Raw genomic sequence first — 22,773 nt, 5'->3', positions numbered from 1 at the left:
ATAGTAGCAACAAAAATACTAATATTAACCTATAATGCAAGTTGCATTAACAAACGTTTAAAAAGCTTTTCTAGTATTATAAAATACCCAATAAAAATGAAGCCGTATATTTGTTCAATAAACAATAAAATAATGCGCAAACTAAAACTTATTTGGGATTTTCATGGGCCAGATGCCTACAAAATTGCACAGCATCATGAAATCCATTTAAAAGACTATATTATTATTGAAAAATTAGACATAACCATTACCGGCATAGAAACCTTAAGTGATATGCATACCATTGCTTTTTTAGTTGTAAATGAAGATCAAATGAAGCCTGTTAGAGATACTTTAAAACCACATAGAGGTCAAGTTTATGTTTAAGAACTAAAATTTAATTGGCTTTTTTGGGTATATGACATTCGTCATATTTTATTTTACGGAATCCTAATATCTTCGAATGATTAACCAACTAATCATGATATTATGAATTCTAATGTTTTTAAATGGGCACGAATTGTTTTAGGTTTATTTCTAATTGTATATGCCTTAAACCAATTTTTACATTTTTTACCAACATCTTATGGGCAGATGCCCGAAGATTCCATGTATTTTATTGATGCCGTTGCCATATATTTACCTTACTTGTACATTTTTGAAATCATCATTGGCTTGCTTCTAGTTATAAATAAATGGACCCCTTTTATAGTTATTGTTTTATTTCCTTTAAGTGTGTCGTTCTTGATTTTCAACATGACCAATAATGACATTAGCAAATTTTGGCCAGCCATAGTGGTTGCCTTTTTAAACATTTTCTTATTAATTAACAACAGCAAAAAGTACAAACCTCTTTTTTCATAAAATTTGGAGGGTATTTATTTTTAGTAAAAAAAAGCGTTGAAATATTATTTCAACGCTTTTTTGTTCCTTAATCACCTCTTGGTTTAATCCATATCAAACCTTACGCCAATAGAAATATTATTTTGCTTTATAGCTTGGTCATTAAAAATAGGTGACAAATCGTATTTAACATATAATGCCGTATCGTCAAAAGCAATATAACCACTAAGACCGTACACTAAATTGGTTGTGTTGAAGCCTCTTTTTTGCTTTTCCTTGGTGCGCTCGCCATCTATTTCATATTTTAATTTTTGTCGCGTGCCTATATTAAATCCGCCATAGCCCCCCAAACCTATTTTAAACTTATTGTCGGTTGAATATCTCATATAATTATCCTTTTCTATTCTTTTGGAAGGACCAAATTCCAAATGAACAGGAAATACCAAGTTAGAAACAGATAATTTTGCTTTCCTTAATTCATAAGGAAAATTTTCAAGAACGGTTTGATTGCCTTGTTGAACAAAATACTGGTTATCGGTTGGCTTTAATCCGTTTATTTGAAGCGATACGCCATATTTTAACCTTATAAAATTGCCGTGATCAAATACACGTGTTTTCCAAGCCCAGCCCATTTCAAAGAAACGGGACCCTCCAAATTTATAAGGCGAATCATTTAAGCTCTCCCCCTCTACAATGGCATTATTAAAACCAAATGCCAATACGAAGTCGCTTGCAGTACGTCTATCATATTTTCTGATTCTAGGTTTATCATTTTCTTCTTTTCCTAAGTAAAAAAAGCTATTTTCACCGCCTTCGCTTCCTCCTATTCTAAATGTTAATTTATCTTCACTAACATCATCATAAATTTCTTGATTTCTTTCTAAAAGCGCTATTTTATTATCAACAATGGCAATTCTATTTTCAATGTTTAAAGCCGCTTTTTTTGCTGCATCCATTTTCAGTTTTTCAGCTTCTTGCATTGTAATATCCTTATTATCAAGTCTCATGTTAATTGCTTCCACTTCAATTTTTAAACGCTGCTTTTCTTCTTCTTGAATATCTACTTTAGTTTTTTCCAACAATTCAATATTTTTTTGATTATGGGTTGTGGGAATGGTATCTTGGGCATGGATTAATTGCATGCTGAGTAGCAGCGCTAATAGCACTAAATGTTTTGTAATAGTTTGCATAACTGTTCGTTTTTTGATTTGATTAATGATTGATGATGATTTTAATTATTTCGATTGGCAACGGCCGATTTTACTGTGCCAAAACTGTCTTTTAAAGCTTCAAAAACTTTGCTTCTAAAGGATTGATCTATATCTGCCTCCACATCTTGAAGCAGTGATTTGGCATCAACCAACCCTTTGTTGCTATATAATTGATTTAAATTAATTTCTTTCTGCGCTTTTAATAAAAGTGCATCAATTTCTGAATCGGATACGTCCCCTTTGTTATCCTTTAATAGTTGTATTTGGGCAGCAACATCTTGAATTTTCTGTTCTTCAAACGTTAATTCCTTTACTGCCAATTCTGCTGATTTAACTGTTTCTTTCGTTAAGGCTGTGGTTTGGTTGTCGGTATTATTAACTATAAGAACTTCCTTCTTATTTATTTGTTCAGTTATAATTGGTTTCTTCTTTTTAATTAAATCTTGCGGTTCAACGTTTTCTTGCAGCACGTCTTTAATGGGTTGAGGATTATCAACTATTATAGGATTGCTTTCTATATCTGCATCCCTATTATTAAATAAAGTGGTGACCAATAAAACACCCACAATACTTGCTGCCAAACCCAACCACCAGTAAGGTTTGTTTTTACGTGTTTCTGTTTGGTGATCTAAGCGTTTAGATAATGTATTCCAAGCATCGGGCGAAGGTTGTAGTGTTCGGTTGGTTAACTTGTCCTTTATATGTTGTTCAAATTTATTTGGTGCCATAACTAGTGGTATTTATTTCTTTTATTTTTTCTTGCAATAATTTTCTAGCTTTAAATAATTGCGATTTTGATGTGCTTTCGGTAATATTTAGCATGCTTGCAATTTCTTGATGCTTGTACCCTTCTATCGCATACATCACAAATACTATTTTATAGCCTTCCGGGAGGTCGTCTATAAGTTTTTGTATATCAGCTACTTCAATATTTGTATTTATACTATCGTCGTAATCATTTTCATAATTGAGGTCTTCCATTAAAAACTCCACTTGCTTTTGCTTTCTTAAAAACGAAATACTTTCCCTAATCATAATCCGTCTTATCCACCCTTCAAAACTACCCTCGTTCTTAAAACTTTTTAAATGGGTGAACACTTTAAAAAATCCATTCAGCATCACATCTTCTGCATATTGCAAATCAGTAATATAATATCTGCAAACACTTAGCATTTTAGGCGCATGCATTTCGAATAACACCTTTTGTGCTTCACGATTATTTTCCGCAGCTTTTTTTACAAGCGTGGCTTCGTTTTTATAAAGTTGAATGACTTTCAAAAATGGCTTCATTGGTTGATCTATTTATAAAGACGCTAATTTTGATTAAAAGGTTGCCTAAAGGTTAAAAAATAATTAAAAAACTCAAATCATTAAATAATAACATGCAGAATATTAAGTAAAACAAAATTTCTTTTCTTAACTTATCACCTTGTTGTGAAGAAATCAATTAAGCTATGTTAAATCTCTATTTTTAATTTTTTAATGATGATATTTTTAACAAAAATGAATAAACACTGATTTTTATTTACTTAAAACGTAAATTCATTGAATATTTTTCAACAATTTTTTACATTTGTTAGAGACATTAAAACCTATGGAAAACAATAATCTTTTTTCATCCTACGACCAATTACCAAGCACTTGGGATGAGATGTACTGTAACGATTCAAAGATAAGAACTCAGTATGAGGGATTTATAGAATATTTAAAAAATACATCTCCCGAAAAACTAACAAAAAAAGAAGAACTTTCTAAGCAATTATTCATGAGTCAAGGGGTCACTTTCACGGTGTACAGCGACAATGAAGGCATAGAGAAAATATTCCCTTTTGATATTGTTCCGAGAATTATAACGGCTGTTGAATGGGAAAAAATAGAGCGGGGTATTAAACAACGATTAAAAGCTTTAAACCTGTTTATCAAGGATATCTACAACGAACAATTTATTATTAAAGATGGTATCGTCCCAGGCGAATTAATATATTCTTGCCCCAATTTTTTACGGGAAATGAAAGGGGTTAAAGTCCCTTATGATATTTATGTACATATTTCGGGAGTAGATTTAATACGCAACAATGATGGCGAATTTTATGTGCTCGAAGATAATTTGCGCACACCTTCTGGAGTAAGTTATATGCTGGAAAACCGGGAAATATCCAAACGTTTGTTTCCCGGAATTTTACCTAAAAGCGGTGTACGCTCGGTATCGAACTATCCAAACATGCTCTACAAAAAATTAAAGGAGCTGTCTAATAATTTAAATCCGAATATAGTTCTTTTAACTCCAGGCATCTATAATTCTGCTTATTATGAACATACTACACTAGCACGGCTTATGGGTATTGAATTGGTAGAAGGCAGTGATTTGGTTGTTAAAAATCATTTTGTTTATATGAAAACCACGAATGGTTTAAAACAAGTAGATGTTATTTACCGGCGTGTGGATGATGATTTTTTAGATCCTTTAGAGTTTAACGCTAAAAGTGTGTTAGGGGTTGCGGGCATTATGGATGTTTATAGGAAAGGAAACGTAAATATTGTGAACGCTCCTGGAACGGGAATAGCAGATGATAAAGCCATCTATATTTACGTGCCCGACATGATTAAGTATTATTTAGGTGAAGAACCCATTTTAAAAAATATTAAAACTTATCAATTAGGAAGACCCGACGAACTTGAATATGTTGTAAAAAACATTAGAGAGATGGTTATTAAAAAAACTGATGGTAGTGGTGGTTATGGCATGCTAATGGGTCACGAAGCGACTGATGAAGAAATAAAGGACTATATAGATAACGTCAAGAAAAAACCCGAAAATTTTATAGCGCAACCTATTTTAAGATTATCCACAGCACCATGCTATATAAACGGTCAATTATCCCCTCGCTGTATTGATTTAAGACCTTTTGCGCTTTCAGGTCGTGATGGCATAGATATTTGTCCGGGTGGCCTTACCAGAGTCGCCTTAAAAAAAGGCTCTTTGGTAGTAAACAGTTCTCAAGGGGGAGGAAGTAAAGATACATGGGTAATACAATAAAAAATAGAAGAACAGACGTATGTTAAGTAGAGTAGCAAATAATCTCATTTGGTTAGATAGGTATATGGAACGTGGAAGCGGAATTTTAAATTTACTTAAAGTAAATTTTTCTGCCAATCAAGATTCTCCTGAACTCTTTCCTTGGACACCAATCATTAAAAATTTTACAACCTCAGACAATAAATTTTATACCGAAGATGCCATAGAATGTATTGAATTCATGGTGTTTAGTTACGAAAACTCAAATTCCATTATAAACATTGTTACCAAGGCCAGAGAAAATGCAAGAAGTGTACAAGAACATATTTCTAGGGAATTATGGCTTTGTGTAAATAATTACTACCTGTATCTTACCAATAGGGATTTGCCAAAAAGACTTCGGGAAGATGATCCCATACAATTTTTGGAAGATCTTAGAAATTATCATTTAATATTTAATGGAACTGCTGACATTACCCAAGAGCGAGGGGCTTCTTACTATTTTATGAATGTCGGTAAATATTTAGAACGTGTCATTCAAATTTCAGATTTTACCGCCATTAAGCTTGTAGAAATCGGAAAAACTTCCGATAATCTAGAACAGAGTTTTTATTGGAAGAATTTATTATTATCCATTGGTGGTTATCAATTATATTTAAAAACCCACAAATCCACTTTTAACGAAGACCACGTTATAAGAATGGTCTTTCAAGATAAATTGTTTCCAAGATCGGTATATTATTGTGTGAATAAATTAAACCGACATATTAACCAACTTATTGATAGTGGTGAGCTGGAAAAAAACAATATTGAATTTTTACTTGGAAAATTGGAAAGCACCATTAAATACACTACTATTGAAAATATCAACAAACAAGGTCTACAAAACTTTATTAATGATATTAAAACCGACATTCGTAATATATCATTAACTATTAATGCGGTGTACTTTTCACAAAATAATTGATTCAAAAAATCATGGCAAAATTCTACATTAAACATCTTACAAAATACACCTATAGCAATACAGTGATTGATGCTGCTAATTTAATTAGGCTACATCCTATAAATGACGATCACCAAAAAGTGTTATCCCATACCATTGCTGTTACTAACAATGCCTATATTCAAACGTTTAAGGATTTCTACAATAACACATTTGGTACCTTTATGATTACAGAACCCCATAAAGAGTTATCCATAGAATCTGTAGTCGAAGTCATTACTTTTGATAAAATTTTTCCCGATGATAGCGTTGCAAATAACGAACAGTGGGCGGAGATAAAATCCCTTCAAAAAAATATAGATTATATAGATTTCACATCCTATAGCAAAGTCTTTGCAAACACCCCAGGTGTTTTAAGTTTAATTGAAAGTATTGATATAAATACCTATTCACCATATAAAGTTGTTTTACAACTTTGCGAATATGTTTATAAAAATTTTAATTACATACAAGGAATCACTACTGTAAACTCAACCCCAGAGGAAGTATGGAATTTAAAAGCAGGGGTTTGTCAAGATTTCACCAATGTATTATTACAACTCGTTAGAATGATTGGAATTCCTGCACGCTATGTGAGTGGTTATATATGCCCTAATGAAACTATTACAAGAGGCGAAGGCGCCACCCATGCATGGATTGAAGCGTACATCCCCTTTTATGGTTGGTTTGGTGTAGACCCAACAAATAATGCCATTGCCAACGAAAACCATGTGCGTTTAGCTGTTGGAAGACATTATGATGACTGTTCTCCTGTTAAAGGTGTTTTTAAAGGAAATATTGAAGCCAAGTTGCTTGTTAAAGTAGATGTTAGTACAACAAAAAATAATCATCTAGATCATGGCAATACAAAAAATTTTGTGCCGTTATCTACAAACAATCGCTATTTTCAAAATTTAGAAATGATTCAGCATCAACAGCAACAGCAGCAACAATAAAGAGCCTATCACCCTTTGTGAAATTTTATTACTTTAGTTATTGTTTTTTTATTGATCATGAAAAAAGAAATAAATACTGTTGAAGACTATATAGCTGAATTTCCTACAGACGTACAGAATAAATTGAAATTAGTTCGTAATACTATTTTAAAGAATGCTCCAAATGCTATAGAAAGTATTTCTTATGGCATGCCCGCCTATAAATTGAATAAAAAACCGCTTGTCTATTTTGGCGGATTTACTAAACATATTGGGTTTTATGCAACGCCTACCGGACACCAAAAGTTCGAATTCCAACTTTCAAAATATAAACAAGGAAAAGGCTCGGTGCAGTTTCCTTTAAATGACGAACTTCCTATTAGCTTAATCGCTGATATGGTTGTTTTTAGAGTAAACGAAAACACAAAACCCTGAGATGAATCAAGACATCGCTGCTTACAATGACCAACTGGAATTTGAGGAACGGCAAATATGCGATTTTTTAGCTGTTTTTATATACAGGCACTTACCAGAAGTGGAAAGCAAAATTTGGCACAGACATCCCGTTTGGTTTTTAGATGGAAATCCTATTGTGGGTTATAGCAAATTAAAAAGTGGCATTCGCTTGATGTTTTGGAGTGGCGCCAGTTTTGACGAAGATACATTAAAATTAGGCTCTGGAAAATTTAAAGATGCTTCCATACTTTACACATCTGTAGAACAAATAAATAGTATGGATTTAGAACGTTGGATTCAAAAAGCACAAGATATTCAATGGGATTATAAAAACGTAGTAAAGCGAAAAGGAATCTTGGAAAGGTTAAAATAAACTATTTATTTTTTTCTATCAATAACATAATTCACCATTAACTCCAGTGATTTTTTATAGTCTGATTCTGGATAGATTTCAAGCAGTTTTAAAGCGTCTTCCTGAAATAAATTCATTTTATTAATAGCATAATCCAGACCTCCATTGTCTTTCACAAAAGCAATGACTTCTTTAACGCGCTTACTATCTTTATTATGATTTTTGATGGAATTAATTAACCAATTCTTATCTTTTTCAGATGCTTGATTAAGTACATAAATTAATGGCAAGGTCATTTTTTGTTCCTTAATGTCGATGCCCGTTGGTTTACCAATTTGTGCATCCCCATAATCGAACAAATCATCTTTAATTTGAAATGCCATGCCTATCAATTCACCAAACTTGCGCATGGTTTCCACATGCTCTGATTCAGGTTTTACCGAAGCCGCGCCCAAACTACAGCAAGCCGCAATAAGCGTAGCGGTTTTTTGACGAATGATTTCATAATAAATGTCTTCGGTAATATCTAGTTTCCTAGCTTTTTCTATCTGAAGCAATTCGCCCTCACTCATTTCGCGAACGGCAATGGAAATGATTTTAAGCAAATCAAAATCATTATTATCAATGGAAAGCAATAAGCCTTTTGATAATAAATAATCCCCTATTAAAACAGCTATTTTGTTTTTCCAAAGTGCATTGACTGAAAAAAAACCGCGTCTACGATTACTATCATCTACCACATCATCGTGCACCAATGTGGCGGTATGAATCAATTCGATAACCGAAGCGCCTCGATAGGTTCGCTCACTAACTTCACCATTAGATACCATTTTAGCAACCAAAAACACAAACATGGGGCGCATTTGTTTGCCTTTCCTATTTACAATGTAGGTCGTAATCCTATTGAGCAAAGCCACTTTACTAGACATGGATAACAGGAACTTTTGCTCGAAAAGTTCCATTTCATAGACTATAGGTTGTTTTATTTGCTCTACTATTTTCATTTAAGTTTTAAATATACTATTTCAAATGATAAAAATACATTTTAAGATTTATTAGCTAATTGTCCGCAAGCAGCATCAATATCTTTTCCTCGGCTTCGGCGAACATTCACTACAATTCTATGTTTCTCAAGATGATAAATATAATTATCTATAGCTTCACTGCTTGCTTGCTGGAAGTCACCATCATCAATGGGATTATATTCTATGATATTGACTTTACAAGGCACATATTTACAGAATTTCACAAATGCATCAATATCTTTTTGGGTATCATTAATACCTTTCCAAACCACATATTCGTAACTGATTTTCCGATTGGTTTTCATGTACCAATATTCCAAAGCCTCTTTTAAATCTGCTAACGGAAAGGTTTCATTAAATGGCATAATGGATGTTCTTACCTCATCAATAGCGGAATGTAACGACACCGCTAGATTAAATTTAACATCATCATCTGCCATTTTCTTAATCATTTTTGGGACACCAGAGGTCGACACCGTAATCCGTTTTGGAGACATTCCCAAGCCTTCTGGAGACGTTATTTTATCAATGGCTTTTATCACATTATTATAGTTCATAAGCGGTTCGCCCATGCCCATAAAAACAATATTACTAAGCGGTCTGTTAAAATATAATTTGCTTTCTTGGTCTATGGCAACTACTTGATCGTAAATTTCGTCAGGATTTAAATTACGCATGCGTTTTAATCTTGCGGTAGCACAAAATTTACAGTCCAAACTACAACCTACCTGACTAGACACACAGGCGGTTGTTCTGGTAGCGGTAGGTATTAAAACAGATTCTACAATCAAACCATCATGCAATTTTACGGCATTTTTTACCGTACCATCTTTACTACGTTGCATGGTATCGACCTGAATGTGATTGATAACAAAATGATGCTCTAAAAGATCCCTGGTTTCTTTTGAAAGGTTGGTCATCCCATCAAAAGAATGAGCCGCTTTTTGCCAAAGCCATTCGTAAACCTGATTACCTCTAAATGCTTTATCACCTTGTTTTACAAAGAAATCCCTTAGGTCTTCTTTTGATAATGCTCGAATGTCTTTTTTAGTTACTGTCATAAGATGCAAAAATAATGAAAAATAGCCTCCCTTAATCCCTCCAAAGGAGAGAAACTCATATCTGAAAACTACTGTTTTAAAAATAGATGAATGCAAAAAAAAGCCTTGTTAAACAAGGCTTCTAAAATTTATATGATTAACATGGCATCACCATAGCTATAGAATTTGTATTTTTCTTTAATGGCTTCTTGGTATGCTTTTTTAACGAAATCTACACCACCAAATGCTGATGCCATCATTAACAATGTTGATTTTGGTGTATGGAAATTAGTAATCATGCAATTTGCAATACTAAAATCGTATGGAGGGAAAATGAACTTGTTGGTCCAACCTTCCATTTCGTTTAGCATGCCGTTTGAGGATACCGAGCTTTCTATAGCGCGCATTGCTGTGGTACCAACGGCGCAAATACGTTTTTTGTTTTTAATACCTTTATTAACGATGTCGACTGCTTTAGAATCAATAATTAATTCTTCACTATCCATTTTATGTTTAGATAAATCTTCTACCTCAACTGGGTTGAAAGTTCCTAAACCAACATGCAAAGTGACTTCAGCAAAATTAACACCTTTAATTTCTAATCTTTTTAAAAGATGCTTTGAGAAGTGAAGTCCAGCCGTAGGTGCCGCAACAGCACCTTCATTTTTGGCGAAAATCGTTTGATAACGTTCTTCATCTTCCGGTTGTACTTCTCTTTTTATATATTTAGGAAGTGGTGTCTCTCCCAATTCCGTAAGTTTACTCCTGAATTCCCTGTAAGAACCATCATATAAAAAACGTAAAGTACGTCCACGTGATGTTGTATTGTCTATAACCTCTGCAACAAGTGTATCATCATCGCCAAAATATAATTTATTACCTATTCTTATTTTCCTAGCAGGATCTACCAAAACATCCCAAAGGCGTTGTTCTTCATTTAATTCCCTTAACAAAAACACTTCAATTCTAGCGCCTGTTTTTTCTTTGTTCCCATACAATCTTGCTGGAAATACCTTGGTGTTGTTTATAATCATGACATCTCCTTCATCAAAATAATCCATAATGTCTTTAAACAACTTATGCTCTATAGTTTGCGTTTTTCTGTTTAAAACCATTAAACGAGATTCATCTCTGTTCTCTGCTGGATATTCTGCTAATAATTCGTCTGGTAAATTGAATCCGAAGTGTGATAATTTCATTTGTTCGTTTTTATTGTTTTTTTAATTGTCAAATGGCGCATTCAATAGTTTAATCAAGAGAAAAACAAACTATAGAATTATTGAATGGTTCATTTAAAATAATGTTTAAAAGTTTAAGAGTTTAAAAGTTTAAAGTTTTTGCTTCAGCTTTTAAAAATCAGGCTGCAAATATACAATTGTGAGATAGGCCTTGTCAAGTAAATGAGTGATTATTATTTTGTTATTTTAAAACCGATAGATTCTAGGTCTTCCCAAAAGGTTGGATATGATTTTGAAACCACATTGGCATCTTCAATTATTATATCTGTTTTTAAAGCTAAGGGTGCAAATGACATCGCCATTCTATGGTCGTGATACGTGGCAATGGGAATATTTTTATTTATTTTTTCAGAAGGTGATAGATGTAAAGATTCGTCGGTTATTTCAACCTCCCCGCCCAACTTTTCTATTTCAGTTTTTAAAGCTACCAATCTGTCCGTTTCTTTAATCTTTAAGGTATGAAGTCCTGTTAAATCGCACGCTATTCCCAATCCAAAACATGTTACGGCAATGGTTTGAGCAATATCTGGCGCATTCTGAAGATTTAAAGTCAAAGGTTGAACGTTAAAAGTTTCTTTTCTTAAAATAACTTCGTTGTTTTTAAAAGTTGAAACAACTCCAAAATGTTTGTAAATATCTACCAACACAGAATCTCCTTGCAATGAATGCTCTTTATATGAAGATAATGTGATTTCTGTACCAACATCACATAACGCAACAATGCTAAAGTAATAAGATGCTGAAGACCAATCGGATTCTACTGTTAAGGTTTTGGGTTTTGGGTTCAGGGCACTAGGTTTAACATTGATAGTATTTCCAACGAATGATGTTGCAACTCCGATTTCATCCAAAAGTGCCAATGTCATTTTTATGTAGGGAATGGATGTAATGGCGCCTTCGAGTGTTAATTCCAGTCCGTTTTCAAGTCTTGATGCTATTAATAATAATGCCGAAATATATTGACTGCTTACGTTTGCTTGAAGCGACACTCTATTATTTGTTAGCTTTTTTCCTTTTATCCTTAAGGGTGGAAAGCCTTCATTTTCAGTATAACTAATCTCTGCACCAAGTTCATTTAATGCATCAACCAAAATTTTAATCGGACGTTCTTTCATGCGTTGAGAGCCTGTAATAATGACTTCTTTTCCTTCTTGCATAGACAAAAAAGCTGTTAAAAAACGCATGGCAGTCCCTGCATGATGAATATCGATGATATCAGAATCTGAGATTAATGCCTGGGTCATTAAATTACTATCATCAGAATTTGAAATGTTATCCAAAGTAAATTCTGGATACAAAGCTTTTAATAAGAGTAACCTATTAGATTCACTTTTAGAGCCCGTTATAGTGATTTTGTGATTTTTATTTTCTATTTGTGATTTATGAAGTGTAATATCCATTATAATGTATTAAAAAACGCTTCTCCCGATAGCTATCGAGATTGAAGCGTTCAAAGATACTTATAAATTATTTTAATTTTTCATTATTATGATGTCTATCATGGTCTCGTTTTGCTTTCTTGTCCATACGCTTATTAAAAGCTTCTTGCAAATTGACACCCGTTTGGTTTGCCAAACATAATACCACAAATAAAACATCGGCTAATTCCTCTCCCAAATCTTTATCCTTATCACTTTCTTTTTCACTTTGTTCACCATAGCGCCGTGCAATAATTCTTGCTACCTCGCCTACTTCTTCGGTAAGTTGTGCCATATTTGTTAGTTCGTTAAAATAACGAACACCATGATCTTTTATCCAGTTGTCTACAGTTATTTGTGCGTTTTTAATGTCCATTATATTTTGGTAAGAATAATTTGCTCTGCTTCTTTTTCAATAAATTTATTAAAATATTCCTTTAAACTATCATAATACATAGGAGAAATAATAGACTCATTTATTTTGGTTGAAACTATAACTTGAATACTTTTTTCATTTCCAGAAAGATAATATTTAAATTCCGCTAAATTATCGGGCATCATTAATGCACTGGCTTCTGGCATACTCTCAATTTTATATCCTTCTGGCAAATTAATTATTATTCTATATGATGTTTCATGTGGAGACCCAAAATCTACAGGGAACTCTCTCTTTTCTAGTTTAAAAGGATTTTCATTTGTTTTTAAAAAGAGCATGGGTGAAAAGTACAGCTTATCCCCTATGACATCCGCTTGACTTTCTAATGAAAATTTATAGGTTTCTGTTATAGGTTCTGATAAATCATAGTCATTTTTAACTTCATAATCTGAAATTTCCATGCCTTTATATTTGTTTTCAAGGTTTTCCAAAAATTGGGTTTTATCAATTTCCAAGTAATTTTCTCGGTATATCATGGCATCATGATTCGTTTTTACAGACCTATAATTACCTTCTAAATTACCATTCCCGTCTAAATTAGCCATCATCGCTATGGTATTTTTGGAAGGTTGGTTGGGATATAAACTGATTGTGGAAGAACTTTTATCCTTCCTTATGATTCGCCCTTCCCAATTTAAAACCCTGGATGGTAAAATATTTGGCAAGGAATACTTGTTACTAGCATCCAATAAAACGACTCCTTGTTCTGTTTCTATACCAGATATTACATAATTATATCCATCTAATGTTGGGAATAATGGAATACCATTTTGTCTTGTACTAACCAAAACAGGATTCGCATTCAAGCCAGCATATCGCAACATTGCTGTTAGCATGAGGTTTATTTCAGCTACATTCCCTACTTGGTCTTTATAAGCCTTTCTTACACCTCCATCTGTATATTTTCCAATATAGTTATTCCATTTAACCTTGGTTTTCACAAAGTTGAAGATGAGCGATGCCCTTGTTATAGGTTCGGAAACACTACTTATCAAAGCATCTATATCACTTTCAAAATAACCTGTTTTATCTAATTCTGTTCCAAAACTGGAACTTTCATATATTGTTTTAACCACATCTTCCCATTGTGTTGAATAATATTTTATGGGGGAATCAGGAAACTTTGTATATGATAATTCGTATTGAATTGCCGAACGGTAATTACCAATATTATTTACATAAGGTTCATCTTTTAATGCTGGAATATCTGAAAGATTATAAGATGTTATCGTTTTAATATAGTCTAAATTAGATGTACTACTGGTTTTAGCTCCTCCAATACCACCATATCCAGTGCTAGTAAAAGTGATTTTATCACTTTTAGCTTCTACTTTTGGGGTTACCATTAAATACCCTTTCGTGTTTAATTTAAAATTAAAATATTCCGGTGTTTCAAAGGAAGCTTCTAGTTTTCTTACTGGAATGGCATGTTGAAACACAAAATCATCAACATTCCAGTAAAAAGGAGATGCAATAGTATACTTATATTCAATAACACTTCCCTCTTTTATATTTGGCATTGTAAATTTAGTTTCATTATAATATTTAGAGAGCTCTGTTTTAAAAATGCCATTTTTATCTAGTTTTGTTTCTTCTATCTTACCATCAATCAAATTATAGGTATTGGCCTTTAGGCTTGATAATTTTTCTTGATCACTTCCGCTCTTATATAGTTCTACTTGACTAGTAGCATAATCAAACCCGTCTTGATTGTATATTTTTATACGTTCGTGGATATCGGTTATTAATTGAAATCCTAAATTCTGATCATACTTGAGGTATGCTCTTCGATTTTTATATAAATAGGTTGCATTTGCCGAAGTGTCTAATGGATTGAATTTCTCCTCCAGTTCTTCTTTTGAAACTTTTCCAAAATCATAATTTTGAGCTAATGCTGATATTGAAAAACACAAGCTTAGCAATAGTGTGGTGGTTTTCATATGTAGATATTTATTGTTTTTTATTTGTCATATGTTATTTGTATACCGTAATCAGTATCTGTGACCAATTTTAGGTTATACTCATTTCATTTATGGTTGGTTTTTAATTAGTACTACTTTTGTATTGTCTTGTTTTGATACTTCCATGTTAAATTCCCTGAAAGCTTCATAGTCTTCTTTAGGAAACTCCCCATCATTTACAATAAACTGACGTTTGTAAAGGAGTGTGTAATCATCTTTTTTCTCAATTTCAATATGATAGCTTCCAAATTTATTTACTATGGAAACATTATTAGGCATGGCTTCAATTTTATAATCTGATGGCAATACAATTTCGACTTCATCTACATCTTTAAAACCTCTTTTAATTTTAAGCGGGAATTTTCTATCTCGATAACGGTTCGGAATTTCTGTCTGCCTGTTTAATGCATTCAATGTAATTAACATTCTATCTCCAGCTATCTTGGAGTAATTACTGGCAACAAAACTAATATCTTCAATAAATGCTACACGATCTTTATCGTTGGTAATTTGCATGTTATTAATGGTAATACCGTTTACATAATCCCATCTGTTTTTGTAATAGGTATCCAAATCTCTTTTGGTTTGGGTTTCATATACATATTTATTATCGTACTGAATCCCTTTAGAACTCACATTTACCTTTACATGAATATCACCAGTACTTGATACGGTATAATGTCCTTTTAAATCTTGGCTATTTTCTTCTGTTGTATATTTTTTGGTGCGTTGTATTTTACCTCCTTCTGGTGTTACAACCAGTACATCTCTATCATCGGTAAAATCGCCAATAAAAGCAAAAGGCACTTTTTGATTGGTGCATTCCAGCCAAAGTGTATCATTTTCTGTGGGTATAGATAAAATAGCATGGTTACCCTGCATGGAAGCAAAATATGGATCCATATTTCTTTGATTCTCACCCGCGTACAAAACAGTGTAATTCGATTCAATATTAGCAACCTTAAGTAAAGACATGGTGTAATTTGTTAAGCCTTTGCAATCCCCATAGCTTAACCTATCAACTTCTGAAGCATTAAAAGGTTTCCATCCGCCAATACCAACTTGCACACTAATATATCTGGATTTGTCCTGTACATATTGATATATTTTTTTTGCCTTATCAATATTATTTTTCTCGTCTTTAACCAAATTTTGAATGTAAGACACCGTTTCGGCTGATAAATCGTTTGTTCCTTTCAGTAAATCATCGTAAATCCATTTTCCAAAATCATACCAGTTTTCCACTTCGCCAGGCACACCCTCCAATGTAAATTTTTTTGAAGCAAATAATACTTTGGGGGACATATCTACCAAAGTAGGACTATAATCTTCTGGCTTCATAGCCTCTAAGTTTTTAACACTATAGCTAATTTTATTTGAGAGTTCTTCTTTTGTAACATCGATACCTTCTAAATTAATTTCCTTGGTTCTTATGGTTAGATCACTGAGAAAATTTATAGTATATGAACTATTTTGAACACTTAAAAAATAACCATCAATAGGCATGAATGGAACAATAAATGCCGTATTGCTAGTATTTAACGAGTAATTAAATTCAACCGTATAAGGATAGGAAATGGGTGTATATTCTAAGTATTTAACTCTGGAATCAGAATATAATGTGCCTCCGTCTACCGCACTGACATCTTTAAAATCGCTCTTTTTGACTTTTATTATTTCATTACCCAACTGATTAAAAACCCTAACTTCTAATTCTTTTATTTTTACGTTGTTATCATAATGCAGATACGCATTAATATTCTCGTTCCCTTGTTTGTTTAAAACGGTTATAATCCGTTTTTCAGAAACATCCATATTGTTAATAGCATTCAACGAAACATTTACTTGATGCAGCCTAACGACAGCATTAGCATTTTGTGTAAGATTTTCTGGAATTGAAGCTGAAGAATATAAATTTTCTTGTGAAAAAAGATATGTTGATGAGAATAAAATAAAAATAATCGCTATGCTTTTTACATTCATTTATTGTGCTAAATATGATTAAAGCTTTAAATATATTATTTTTAAGCTAACAATAACATGAGAAAAATCATATTTCGTTGTAATACACACCTTTTGGTTAATAAGCTAAAACTTACATTTTAAATAATCAAACAAGGAAGGACCTGTGAAGTTTAATAAATTATAATTGTGTTTACTCTTTATTTTTTGAATCAATTATAATAGTTACAGGACCATCGTTTATAAGCTCCACTTTCATATCGGCGCCAAATTCTCCTATCTGAATTTTTCTATTTAAATCTATTTCCAATTGCTTTACAAAGGCTTCATACAACGGAATGGCGACATCTGGCTTTGCTGCTTTTATATAACTTGGGCGATTGCCTTTTTTGGTTAAAGCATGTAACGTAAACTGGCTAACAACAATAACATCGCCATGTATTTCTAAAATGGATTTATTCATCACGCCGTTTTCATCACCAAAAATCCGGAGGTTGGCAGTTTTATTAGTAAGCCATTCTATATCTTCTTGGGTATCTTCATCAACGATTCCCAAAAGGATTAAAAGGCCATTTTCAATGGAAGCTACTATTTTATCTTCAATTATTACACTTGCTTTTGATACTCTTTGAATAACTACTTTCATATACCCATAAATCCTCAAAGAGGACTTTCACTATATTTATTAAACTATTTAAATTTTAAAAGTTTGATTAATGGGACTGTAAACTAATTACTCGCGTTCCCAATCTTCTGTTCGGTAATGTTCATCATCGCCTTCGAGTATTTGCAGATAACTACGGTAGCGTGAATAGGCAATCTCATCAGCTTCTAAAGCTGCTTTAACAGCACATTTAGGTTCTTGCACGTGCAAACAATTATGGAATTTACAGTTTTGCTTAAGAGCGAAAAATTCGGGGAAATAATCGCCAACCTCTTCTTTATCCATATCTACAACTCCAAAACCTTTAATTCCGGGCGTATCAATAATCTTGGCATTAAAACTTAAATCGAACATTTCTGCAAAGGTTGTTGTATGTTGGCCTTGCATGTGTAAGGTTGAAATTTCCTTGGTTTTAATATCTAAAGTTGGCTCAATGGTATTAACAAGCGTCGATTTTCCTACCCCTGAATGACCGGAAAACATATTGACTTTACCCTGCATGATGGATTTGACTTTTTCAACATTTTTACCAGTTTTGGCCGAAACCCCAATACATTCATAGCCAATCTTTCTGTACACATGAGCCAGAAATTTTACTTCATTTAAGGTCTCCTCATCGTAGGCGTCTATTTTATTGAAAAGCAAAATGGTTTTTATTTGGTAGGCATTGGCAGTGACCAAAAACCTATCGATAAAACTGGTTAATGTGGGAGGATTGTTAATAGTAATCAACAAAAAAACCTGATCGATGTTAGCTGCAATAATATGGGTTTGCTTTGATAAATTGACCGATTTTCTGATGATGTAATTTTTCCTGTCGTGAATATTATTGATAATTCCAGAAACTTGATTATTATCCGTCTCCAATTCGAAATCCACAACATCGCCTACTGAAATGGGATTGGTACTTTTAATGCCTTTCATTCGGAATTTACCTTTAATACGGCACTCATAAGTGTCGCCTAAATCGGTTTTAACGGTGTACCAACTACCTGTAGATTTATAAACAAGTCCTGTCATTAAAGATTGAATAATACTTATACAAATTAACAACATTTAGAAATAATATGCCGTGGGATAAAACCATAAATTATGAGAATAAAAAAAGCCTCACAATCGTGAGGCTTTTTTTTAACCATTTATAATCTTCTCTTGATGGTTAATAGACTCTTGATGAATCGCTTTAAACATTTTTAAAACAAACTCTTCGCTTAATCCTTTAGATTCGCCTTCAAGAACCATTTTACCTAAAATTTCGTTCCAACGTTTAGACTGCAAAACGGCAACATTCTTTTGCTTTTTAAGTGCTCCAATGCTATCGGCCGCTTTCATTCTCTTTCCTAATAATTCTATAATTTGATTATCTACAATATCAATTTGAGCTCTTAAATTATCAAGATTCTTATTGTAGTCCGCTTCAGGATCGGTCTCTTTTTTTATTTTCAAATCTTTCATAATCTGAATCAACACTTTTGGGGTTACTTGCTGAGATGCATCACTCCAAGCATTATCAGGATCAAAATGCGTTTCAATCATTAATCCATCAAAATTCAAATCCAAAGCTGTTTGAGACACATCAAAAATCATATCACGTTTTCCAGTAATATGTGATGGATCATTAATTATTGGTAAATCTGGAAATTTGGTTTGTAACTCAATCGCCAATTGCCATTCTGGATTATTTCTATATTTTGTTTTTTCGTATGTTGAAAACCCTCTATGGATAACCCCTAATTTTTTAATATTCGCCGTTGCTAAACGCTCAATAGCACCTAACCACAAAGGTAAATCTGGATTTACTGGGTTTTTTACCAATATAATTTTATCGGTCCCATGTAAGGCATCAGCAATTTCCTGAACAATAAATGGACTCACCGTGGAGCGTGCGCCAATCCATAACAAATCGATATCATGTTCTAAAGCTAATTTTACATGGGCTGCATTAGCAACTTCAGTTGCTGTTTTCATACCAGTTTCAGCTTTTACTTTTTGTAACCATTTTAAACCTAAAGCACCAACACCTTCAAACATGCCTGGTCGTGTTCTTGGTTTCCAAATACCTGCCCTGTAATAGTTGACATCTGTATCTTTTAGCTCGTGAGCTATTCTTAATACTTGTTCTTCTGTTTCTGCACTGCATGGTCCTGCGATAACCAAAGGATGATCTAATTTTAAATCATCTAACCAGCCTCTTAATTCCTTCTTGTTTTCCATAATCTTTAATAAAATTTCAAAAATTAAATTCCAAATTCCAAATCATTGTGTTTTTTCTAAATTGGATTTTGAAAATTTTGTTTTTGGTGTTTGTTTTTAAATAATTCCTTTTAAAATGTCTTTTATATGATTGGTATTTTTCATCTCATTATAAATGGCTTCAAAGTCATCTTCTTTCATCATATCCCTAAAATGAGTGAGGTTTGTAATATATTCTTCTAATGTTTCAATAACATTAACTTTATTCTGCTTGAAAATGGGAGTCCACATTTCAGGCGAACTTTTTGCTAGTCGTACCGTTGAAGCAAATCCACTCCCCGCCATATCAAAAATATCACGTTCATTTTTTTCCTTTTCAATAACGGTCTTACCCAACATGAATGAACTGATATGCGATAAATGTGAAACATACGCAATGTGTTTGTCATGTGACTCTGGATTCATACGTCTTAGCTTCATACCAATGGCGATAAAAAAATCCAACACTTTATTCTTAAGAGCCTCATCGGTTTTATCCTCTTCACAAATAATATTCGTTTTATTTTGAAACAAATCATATATCGCGGCTTTAGGGCCAGAATACTCAGTTCCTGCTATAGGATGCATGGCCAAAAATTGCTTTCTTTTTGGATGATTTTCAACCACTTTGCAGATAGCCTCTTTGGTTGATCCTACATCAATGACCAATCCAGTTTCTGAAATTTTATCTAAAAGAGTTGGCAATAAGGCAACCGAGGCATCAACTGGAATGGATAGAATTACCAAATCGGCATTGACAATATCGTCTATAGTTGCTTTTCTATCAATTAAATTTAATGACATAGCTTCATCAAGCGTAGCTTCCTTTCTACTGATGCCATAAATGGTTACGGTAGGGTCGAGCCTTTTTATTTCTAAAGCTAAACTCCCGCCTATTAATCCGACACCTATGATGTATATATTTTTCATTCCTCTTTCAACCCTCTCTAAAGAAAGAGCTTTTAAAATTTAAACTTATATTACTCTTGAAATGGCTTCCACCAATTCTTCTTCCGAAGCACATAAAGAAAACCGTATATATCCTTCACCTTTACTACCAAAAATGGTTCCTGGCGTTATGAATATATAATTGTTATTTAATATTGTATCTATAAATGCCTCCGATTTTACGTTTGGAGGTAATTTTGCCCAAACAAAAAGTCCAGTTGCATTTTCATCATATTTACAGTTTAATGCTTTTGCTAATTTCCATACCAACTCTCTCCGTTTTCTGTAAACACTATTTAATGTAACAAACCACATGCTCGAACATTTTAAAGCCTCAATAGCGCCTTTTTGAATACCATAAAACATACCAGAATCCATATTGCTTTTAACCTTTAAAATATGGTTAATATAATTGCTATCGCCCACAACCATACCGACACGCCAGCCTGCCATGTTAAAGGTTTTACTAAGCGAATTAAGTTCTAAGCAAACCTCTTTTGCTCCAGCAATGCTCATAATACTTTTAGGCGAATCATTCAGCACAAAACTATACGGATTATCATTAATAATCAATATATTATGTTTTTTAGCAAAAGCGATTAAATCTTTAAATAGCTCATCTGTGGCGCCTGCTCCTGTTGGCATGTGTGGATAATTTACCCACATTAACTTCACCTTACTTAAATCGTTTTTTTCAATGGCTTTAAAATCCGGAAACCAATGGTTCGCTTCATCAAGTTCATAAAGAACCGTTTTGGCTCCGACTAAATTTGACACCGATTGATACGTTGGATATCCCGGATTCGGAATTAAAACACCATCACCTTCATTCAAAAAAGCCATAGAAATGTGCATGATGCCTTCCTTGCTTCCCATTAAAGGCAATATCTCGGTATTCGGATTTAAAGACACATTAAAATGTTCTTTATAAAATCCGGCCATCCCTTCCCTTAACGCTGGAAGCCCCTGGTAACTCTGGTATTTATGTGCATTAGCGTCTTGTAAACTTTCCACTATGGCGTCTATAACTTTTTGTGGCGGTCGCATATCTGGGCTCCCAATACCTAAATTAATAACAGGTTTTCCATTAGCGATAAGCAAATTTACCTCTCTTAATTTTTTTGAGAAGTAGTATTCTTCAACGGTATTTAATCTATCTGCTACTTCTATCATAATTTAGCATTTTTATATTCGCCCAATACTCTAAAATTAATGGCCATAATGTCTATAATGGATTTTGCTTTTTTAAAATCGGCATACGTTTCAAAAGTAACATCAACAAAAAAAGCATATTTCCAAGGTGTTTCTATAATGGGCATGGATTGAATCTTAGTTAAATTCAATTTGCAATCGCTCATCACATTTAATATGGTTGCTAAACTTCCACGTTTATGATCAGCTTCAAATCTTAAGGAAGCCTTATTTATTTCATTTTCAGGCACTTCCGAATTCACTCTTTTAACAATGGCAAATCTGGTTTCATTATGCTTTATGGTTTGAATGCTATGTGCCAAAATATCCAATTCAAAAATGTCAGCAGCCATAACACTTGCAATAGCACCTACATTTTTAAGTTGATGTATGTGAATGCGCTCTGAAACCTCAGCAGTGTCTTTATCTTCAACAAGTTTAATATGCGGATAGTTTTTAAAAAACTCTTTACATTGCAACAACGCCATGGGATGAGAATACACTTCCTTAATATCCTCAATAGTTTGATTAGGCAACGCCATCAAATTATGCTGAATATCCAAATAATGTTCGCCTACAATATGCAAATCATGTTTATTTATCAAAGCATAATTAGGCAAAATGGATCCTGCAATGGAATTTTCTAACGCCATAATAACAGCATCACTTTCATTGGTCACTAAGGATTCCACAACCCCATCAAACGTCATACATTCTATAACGCGAACCGGTTTTTCAAAATATTGTAATGAAACAATATGGTGAAAAGATCCTCTAATTCCTTGTATGGCAACCGTTTTTATCATACATAAAAAAAGTCCCGATTTTCATCGAGACTTATATTAAATTTATAGTTTATAAATTATACATACAACGCCTCG

At 33.1% G+C, this 22,773-nt stretch carries 23 protein-coding genes; 7 read left to right on the top strand and 16 right to left on the bottom strand.

Features of this window, described 5'->3' with window-relative positions; genetic code table 11:
• Positions 1-132: 132 nt before the first annotated feature.
• Positions 133-366: a hypothetical protein gene (locus CDH49_RS05330; RefSeq protein WP_100614506.1), complete on the top strand. Its 234-nt coding sequence runs from the start codon at positions 133-135 to the stop codon at positions 364-366.
• Between the two features lie 102 nt (positions 367-468).
• Complete coding sequence (locus CDH49_RS05325) at positions 469-843, top strand: hypothetical protein (protein WP_100614333.1); 375 nt, start codon at positions 469-471, stop codon at positions 841-843.
• Between the two features lie 83 nt (positions 844-926).
• On the opposite strand, the gene CDH49_RS05320 is transcribed toward CDH49_RS05325, so the two are convergent.
• Genes CDH49_RS05320 through CDH49_RS05310 form a run of 3 tightly spaced genes read right to left on the bottom strand, consistent with a single transcriptional unit; the run spans position 927 to position 3,323 of the window.
• Entirely contained in the window at positions 927-2,012 is a 1,086-nt protein-coding gene (locus CDH49_RS05320; protein ID WP_100614332.1) for a hypothetical protein, read from the bottom strand.
• 41 nt (positions 2,013-2,053) lie between these two features.
• A complete protein-coding gene (locus tag CDH49_RS05315) occupies positions 2,054-2,761 on the bottom strand; it encodes a hypothetical protein (protein ID WP_100614331.1) in 708 nt (235 codons plus the stop codon).
• Positions 2,748-3,323 carry an RNA polymerase sigma factor gene (locus CDH49_RS05310; protein WP_239970574.1) on the bottom strand — a complete coding sequence of 192 codons (576 nt, stop codon included), beginning with the start codon at positions 3,321-3,323 and terminating at the stop codon, positions 2,748-2,750. The genes CDH49_RS05315 and CDH49_RS05310 overlap by 14 nt, the downstream gene beginning before the upstream one ends.
• Before the next feature lie 304 nt (positions 3,324-3,627).
• Here CDH49_RS05310 and CDH49_RS05305 point away from each other — a divergent pair, with 304 nt between their 5' ends.
• From CDH49_RS05305 to CDH49_RS05285, 5 genes are read left to right on the top strand one after another with little or no spacing between them, the layout of a single operon-like run.
• Complete coding sequence (locus CDH49_RS05305; protein WP_100614330.1) at positions 3,628-5,070, top strand: circularly permuted type 2 ATP-grasp protein; 1,443 nt, start codon at positions 3,628-3,630, stop codon at positions 5,068-5,070.
• A gap of 19 nt (positions 5,071-5,089) precedes the next feature.
• Positions 5,090-6,016 (top strand): alpha-E domain-containing protein, encoded by a 927-nt coding sequence (locus tag CDH49_RS05300; protein WP_100614329.1) that lies wholly within the window; start codon positions 5,090-5,092, stop codon positions 6,014-6,016.
• Between the two features lie 11 nt (positions 6,017-6,027).
• Positions 6,028-6,990 (top strand): transglutaminase family protein, encoded by a 963-nt coding sequence (locus CDH49_RS05295; RefSeq protein ID WP_100614504.1) that lies wholly within the window; start codon positions 6,028-6,030, stop codon positions 6,988-6,990.
• Positions 6,991-7,047: 57 nt separating this feature from the next.
• Positions 7,048-7,404, top strand: coding sequence for an iron chaperone (locus CDH49_RS05290; RefSeq protein WP_100614328.1), 357 nt, complete (start codon positions 7,048-7,050; stop codon positions 7,402-7,404).
• A gap of 1 nt (position 7,405) precedes the next feature.
• Positions 7,406-7,798: a DUF1801 domain-containing protein gene (locus CDH49_RS05285; RefSeq protein ID WP_100614327.1), complete on the top strand. Its 393-nt coding sequence runs from the start codon at positions 7,406-7,408 to the stop codon at positions 7,796-7,798.
• A gap of 5 nt (positions 7,799-7,803) precedes the next feature.
• Here CDH49_RS05285 and CDH49_RS05280 read toward each other — a convergent pair whose 3' ends face one another.
• The 13 genes from CDH49_RS05280 to CDH49_RS05220 all read right to left on the bottom strand — a co-directional run bounded on the left by CDH49_RS05280 (position 7,804) and on the right by CDH49_RS05220 (position 22,698).
• Positions 7,804-8,781 carry a polyprenyl synthetase family protein gene (locus CDH49_RS05280; RefSeq protein ID WP_100614326.1) on the bottom strand — a complete coding sequence of 326 codons (978 nt, stop codon included), beginning with the start codon at positions 8,779-8,781 and terminating at the stop codon, positions 7,804-7,806.
• A 41-nt stretch (positions 8,782-8,822) separates the two neighbouring features.
• Positions 8,823-9,863, bottom strand: a complete 1,041-nt coding sequence (gene rlmN / locus CDH49_RS05275) for a 23S rRNA (adenine(2503)-C(2))-methyltransferase RlmN (RefSeq protein WP_100614325.1) — start codon at positions 9,861-9,863, stop codon at positions 8,823-8,825.
• Positions 9,864-9,991: 128 nt separating this feature from the next.
• On the bottom strand, positions 9,992-11,041 hold the full coding sequence (queA, locus tag CDH49_RS05270) for a tRNA preQ1(34) S-adenosylmethionine ribosyltransferase-isomerase QueA (protein WP_100614324.1): 1,050 nt from the start codon (positions 11,039-11,041) through the stop codon (positions 9,992-9,994).
• A gap of 212 nt (positions 11,042-11,253) precedes the next feature.
• Complete coding sequence (locus CDH49_RS05265) at positions 11,254-12,480, bottom strand: 3-phosphoshikimate 1-carboxyvinyltransferase (protein ID WP_100614323.1); 1,227 nt, start codon at positions 12,478-12,480, stop codon at positions 11,254-11,256.
• Positions 12,481-12,547: 67 nt separating this feature from the next.
• On the bottom strand, positions 12,548-12,874 hold the full coding sequence (locus CDH49_RS05260) for a nucleotide pyrophosphohydrolase (RefSeq protein WP_100614322.1): 327 nt from the start codon (positions 12,872-12,874) through the stop codon (positions 12,548-12,550).
• Complete coding sequence (locus tag CDH49_RS05255) at positions 12,874-14,874, bottom strand: DUF3857 domain-containing protein (protein ID WP_100614321.1); 2,001 nt, start codon at positions 14,872-14,874, stop codon at positions 12,874-12,876. The genes CDH49_RS05260 and CDH49_RS05255 overlap by 1 nt, the downstream gene beginning before the upstream one ends.
• 90 nt (positions 14,875-14,964) lie before the next feature.
• Complete coding sequence (locus tag CDH49_RS05250; protein WP_100614320.1) at positions 14,965-16,878, bottom strand: DUF3857 domain-containing protein; 1,914 nt, start codon at positions 16,876-16,878, stop codon at positions 14,965-14,967.
• Positions 16,879-17,050: 172 nt separating this feature from the next.
• Positions 17,051-17,503 carry a D-aminoacyl-tRNA deacylase gene (dtd, locus tag CDH49_RS05245; RefSeq protein WP_100614319.1) on the bottom strand — a complete coding sequence of 151 codons (453 nt, stop codon included), beginning with the start codon at positions 17,501-17,503 and terminating at the stop codon, positions 17,051-17,053.
• An 87-nt stretch (positions 17,504-17,590) separates the two neighbouring features.
• Positions 17,591-18,541, bottom strand: coding sequence for a ribosome small subunit-dependent GTPase A (gene rsgA / locus CDH49_RS05240; RefSeq protein ID WP_100614318.1), 951 nt, complete (start codon positions 18,539-18,541; stop codon positions 17,591-17,593).
• 111 nt (positions 18,542-18,652) lie between these two features.
• Positions 18,653-19,735 (bottom strand): bifunctional 3-deoxy-7-phosphoheptulonate synthase/chorismate mutase type II, encoded by a 1,083-nt coding sequence (locus CDH49_RS05235; RefSeq protein WP_100614317.1) that lies wholly within the window; start codon positions 19,733-19,735, stop codon positions 18,653-18,655.
• Between the two features lie 96 nt (positions 19,736-19,831).
• Complete coding sequence (locus tag CDH49_RS05230; protein ID WP_100614316.1) at positions 19,832-20,683, bottom strand: prephenate dehydrogenase; 852 nt, start codon at positions 20,681-20,683, stop codon at positions 19,832-19,834.
• Positions 20,684-20,728: 45 nt separating this feature from the next.
• On the bottom strand, positions 20,729-21,874 hold the full coding sequence (locus CDH49_RS05225) for a pyridoxal phosphate-dependent aminotransferase (RefSeq protein ID WP_100614315.1): 1,146 nt from the start codon (positions 21,872-21,874) through the stop codon (positions 20,729-20,731).
• Positions 21,871-22,698 (bottom strand): prephenate dehydratase, encoded by an 828-nt coding sequence (locus tag CDH49_RS05220; protein WP_100614314.1) that lies wholly within the window; start codon positions 22,696-22,698, stop codon positions 21,871-21,873. The genes CDH49_RS05225 and CDH49_RS05220 overlap by 4 nt, the downstream gene beginning before the upstream one ends.
• Between the last annotated feature and the right edge of the window lie 75 nt (positions 22,699-22,773).

Origin of the sequence: Confluentibacter citreus, from assembly GCF_002807055.1 — a bacterium.
In the GTDB taxonomy this organism is placed as follows: Bacteria; Bacteroidota; Bacteroidia; order Flavobacteriales; family Flavobacteriaceae; genus Confluentibacter; species Confluentibacter citreus.
This window is presented reverse-complemented; position numbering and strand designations above follow the sequence as displayed.

Excerpts from the sequence above, each read along its gene's own strand:
- CDH49_RS05280 (WP_100614326.1), bottom strand. The coding sequence starts at position 8,781 with ATGAAAATAGTAGAGCAAATAAAACAACCTATAGTCTATGAAATGGAA.
- CDH49_RS05260 (WP_100614322.1), bottom strand. The coding sequence starts at position 12,874 with ATGGACATTAAAAACGCACAAATAACTGTAGACAACTGGATAAAAGAT.
- CDH49_RS05220 (WP_100614314.1), bottom strand. The coding sequence starts at position 22,698 with ATGATAAAAACGGTTGCCATACAAGGAATTAGAGGATCTTTTCACCAT.
- rlmN (WP_100614325.1), bottom strand. The coding sequence starts at position 9,863 with ATGACAGTAACTAAAAAAGACATTCGAGCATTATCAAAAGAAGACCTA.
- rsgA (WP_100614318.1), bottom strand. The coding sequence starts at position 18,541 with ATGACAGGACTTGTTTATAAATCTACAGGTAGTTGGTACACCGTTAAA.
- CDH49_RS05325 (WP_100614333.1), top strand. The coding sequence starts at position 469 with ATGAATTCTAATGTTTTTAAATGGGCACGAATTGTTTTAGGTTTATTT.
- CDH49_RS05295 (WP_100614504.1), top strand. The coding sequence starts at position 6,028 with ATGGCAAAATTCTACATTAAACATCTTACAAAATACACCTATAGCAAT.
- CDH49_RS05285 (WP_100614327.1), top strand. The coding sequence starts at position 7,406 with ATGAATCAAGACATCGCTGCTTACAATGACCAACTGGAATTTGAGGAA.
- dtd (WP_100614319.1), bottom strand. The coding sequence starts at position 17,503 with ATGAAAGTAGTTATTCAAAGAGTATCAAAAGCAAGTGTAATAATTGAA.
- CDH49_RS05225 (WP_100614315.1), bottom strand. The coding sequence starts at position 21,874 with ATGATAGAAGTAGCAGATAGATTAAATACCGTTGAAGAATACTACTTC.
- CDH49_RS05290 (WP_100614328.1), top strand. The coding sequence starts at position 7,048 with ATGAAAAAAGAAATAAATACTGTTGAAGACTATATAGCTGAATTTCCT.
- CDH49_RS05315 (WP_100614331.1), bottom strand. The coding sequence starts at position 2,761 with ATGGCACCAAATAAATTTGAACAACATATAAAGGACAAGTTAACCAAC.
- CDH49_RS05265 (WP_100614323.1), bottom strand. The coding sequence starts at position 12,480 with ATGGATATTACACTTCATAAATCACAAATAGAAAATAAAAATCACAAA.
- CDH49_RS05300 (WP_100614329.1), top strand. The coding sequence starts at position 5,090 with ATGTTAAGTAGAGTAGCAAATAATCTCATTTGGTTAGATAGGTATATG.
- CDH49_RS05250 (WP_100614320.1), bottom strand. The coding sequence starts at position 16,878 with ATGAATGTAAAAAGCATAGCGATTATTTTTATTTTATTCTCATCAACA.
- CDH49_RS05330 (WP_100614506.1), top strand. The coding sequence starts at position 133 with ATGCGCAAACTAAAACTTATTTGGGATTTTCATGGGCCAGATGCCTAC.
- CDH49_RS05255 (WP_100614321.1), bottom strand. The coding sequence starts at position 14,874 with ATGAAAACCACCACACTATTGCTAAGCTTGTGTTTTTCAATATCAGCA.
- queA (WP_100614324.1), bottom strand. The coding sequence starts at position 11,041 with ATGAAATTATCACACTTCGGATTCAATTTACCAGACGAATTATTAGCA.
- CDH49_RS05320 (WP_100614332.1), bottom strand. The coding sequence starts at position 2,012 with ATGCAAACTATTACAAAACATTTAGTGCTATTAGCGCTGCTACTCAGC.
- CDH49_RS05310 (WP_239970574.1), bottom strand. The coding sequence starts at position 3,323 with ATGAAGCCATTTTTGAAAGTCATTCAACTTTATAAAAACGAAGCCACG.
- CDH49_RS05305 (WP_100614330.1), top strand. The coding sequence starts at position 3,628 with ATGGAAAACAATAATCTTTTTTCATCCTACGACCAATTACCAAGCACT.
- CDH49_RS05230 (WP_100614316.1), bottom strand. The coding sequence starts at position 20,683 with ATGAAAAATATATACATCATAGGTGTCGGATTAATAGGCGGGAGTTTA.
- CDH49_RS05235 (WP_100614317.1), bottom strand. The coding sequence starts at position 19,735 with ATGGAAAACAAGAAGGAATTAAGAGGCTGGTTAGATGATTTAAAATTA.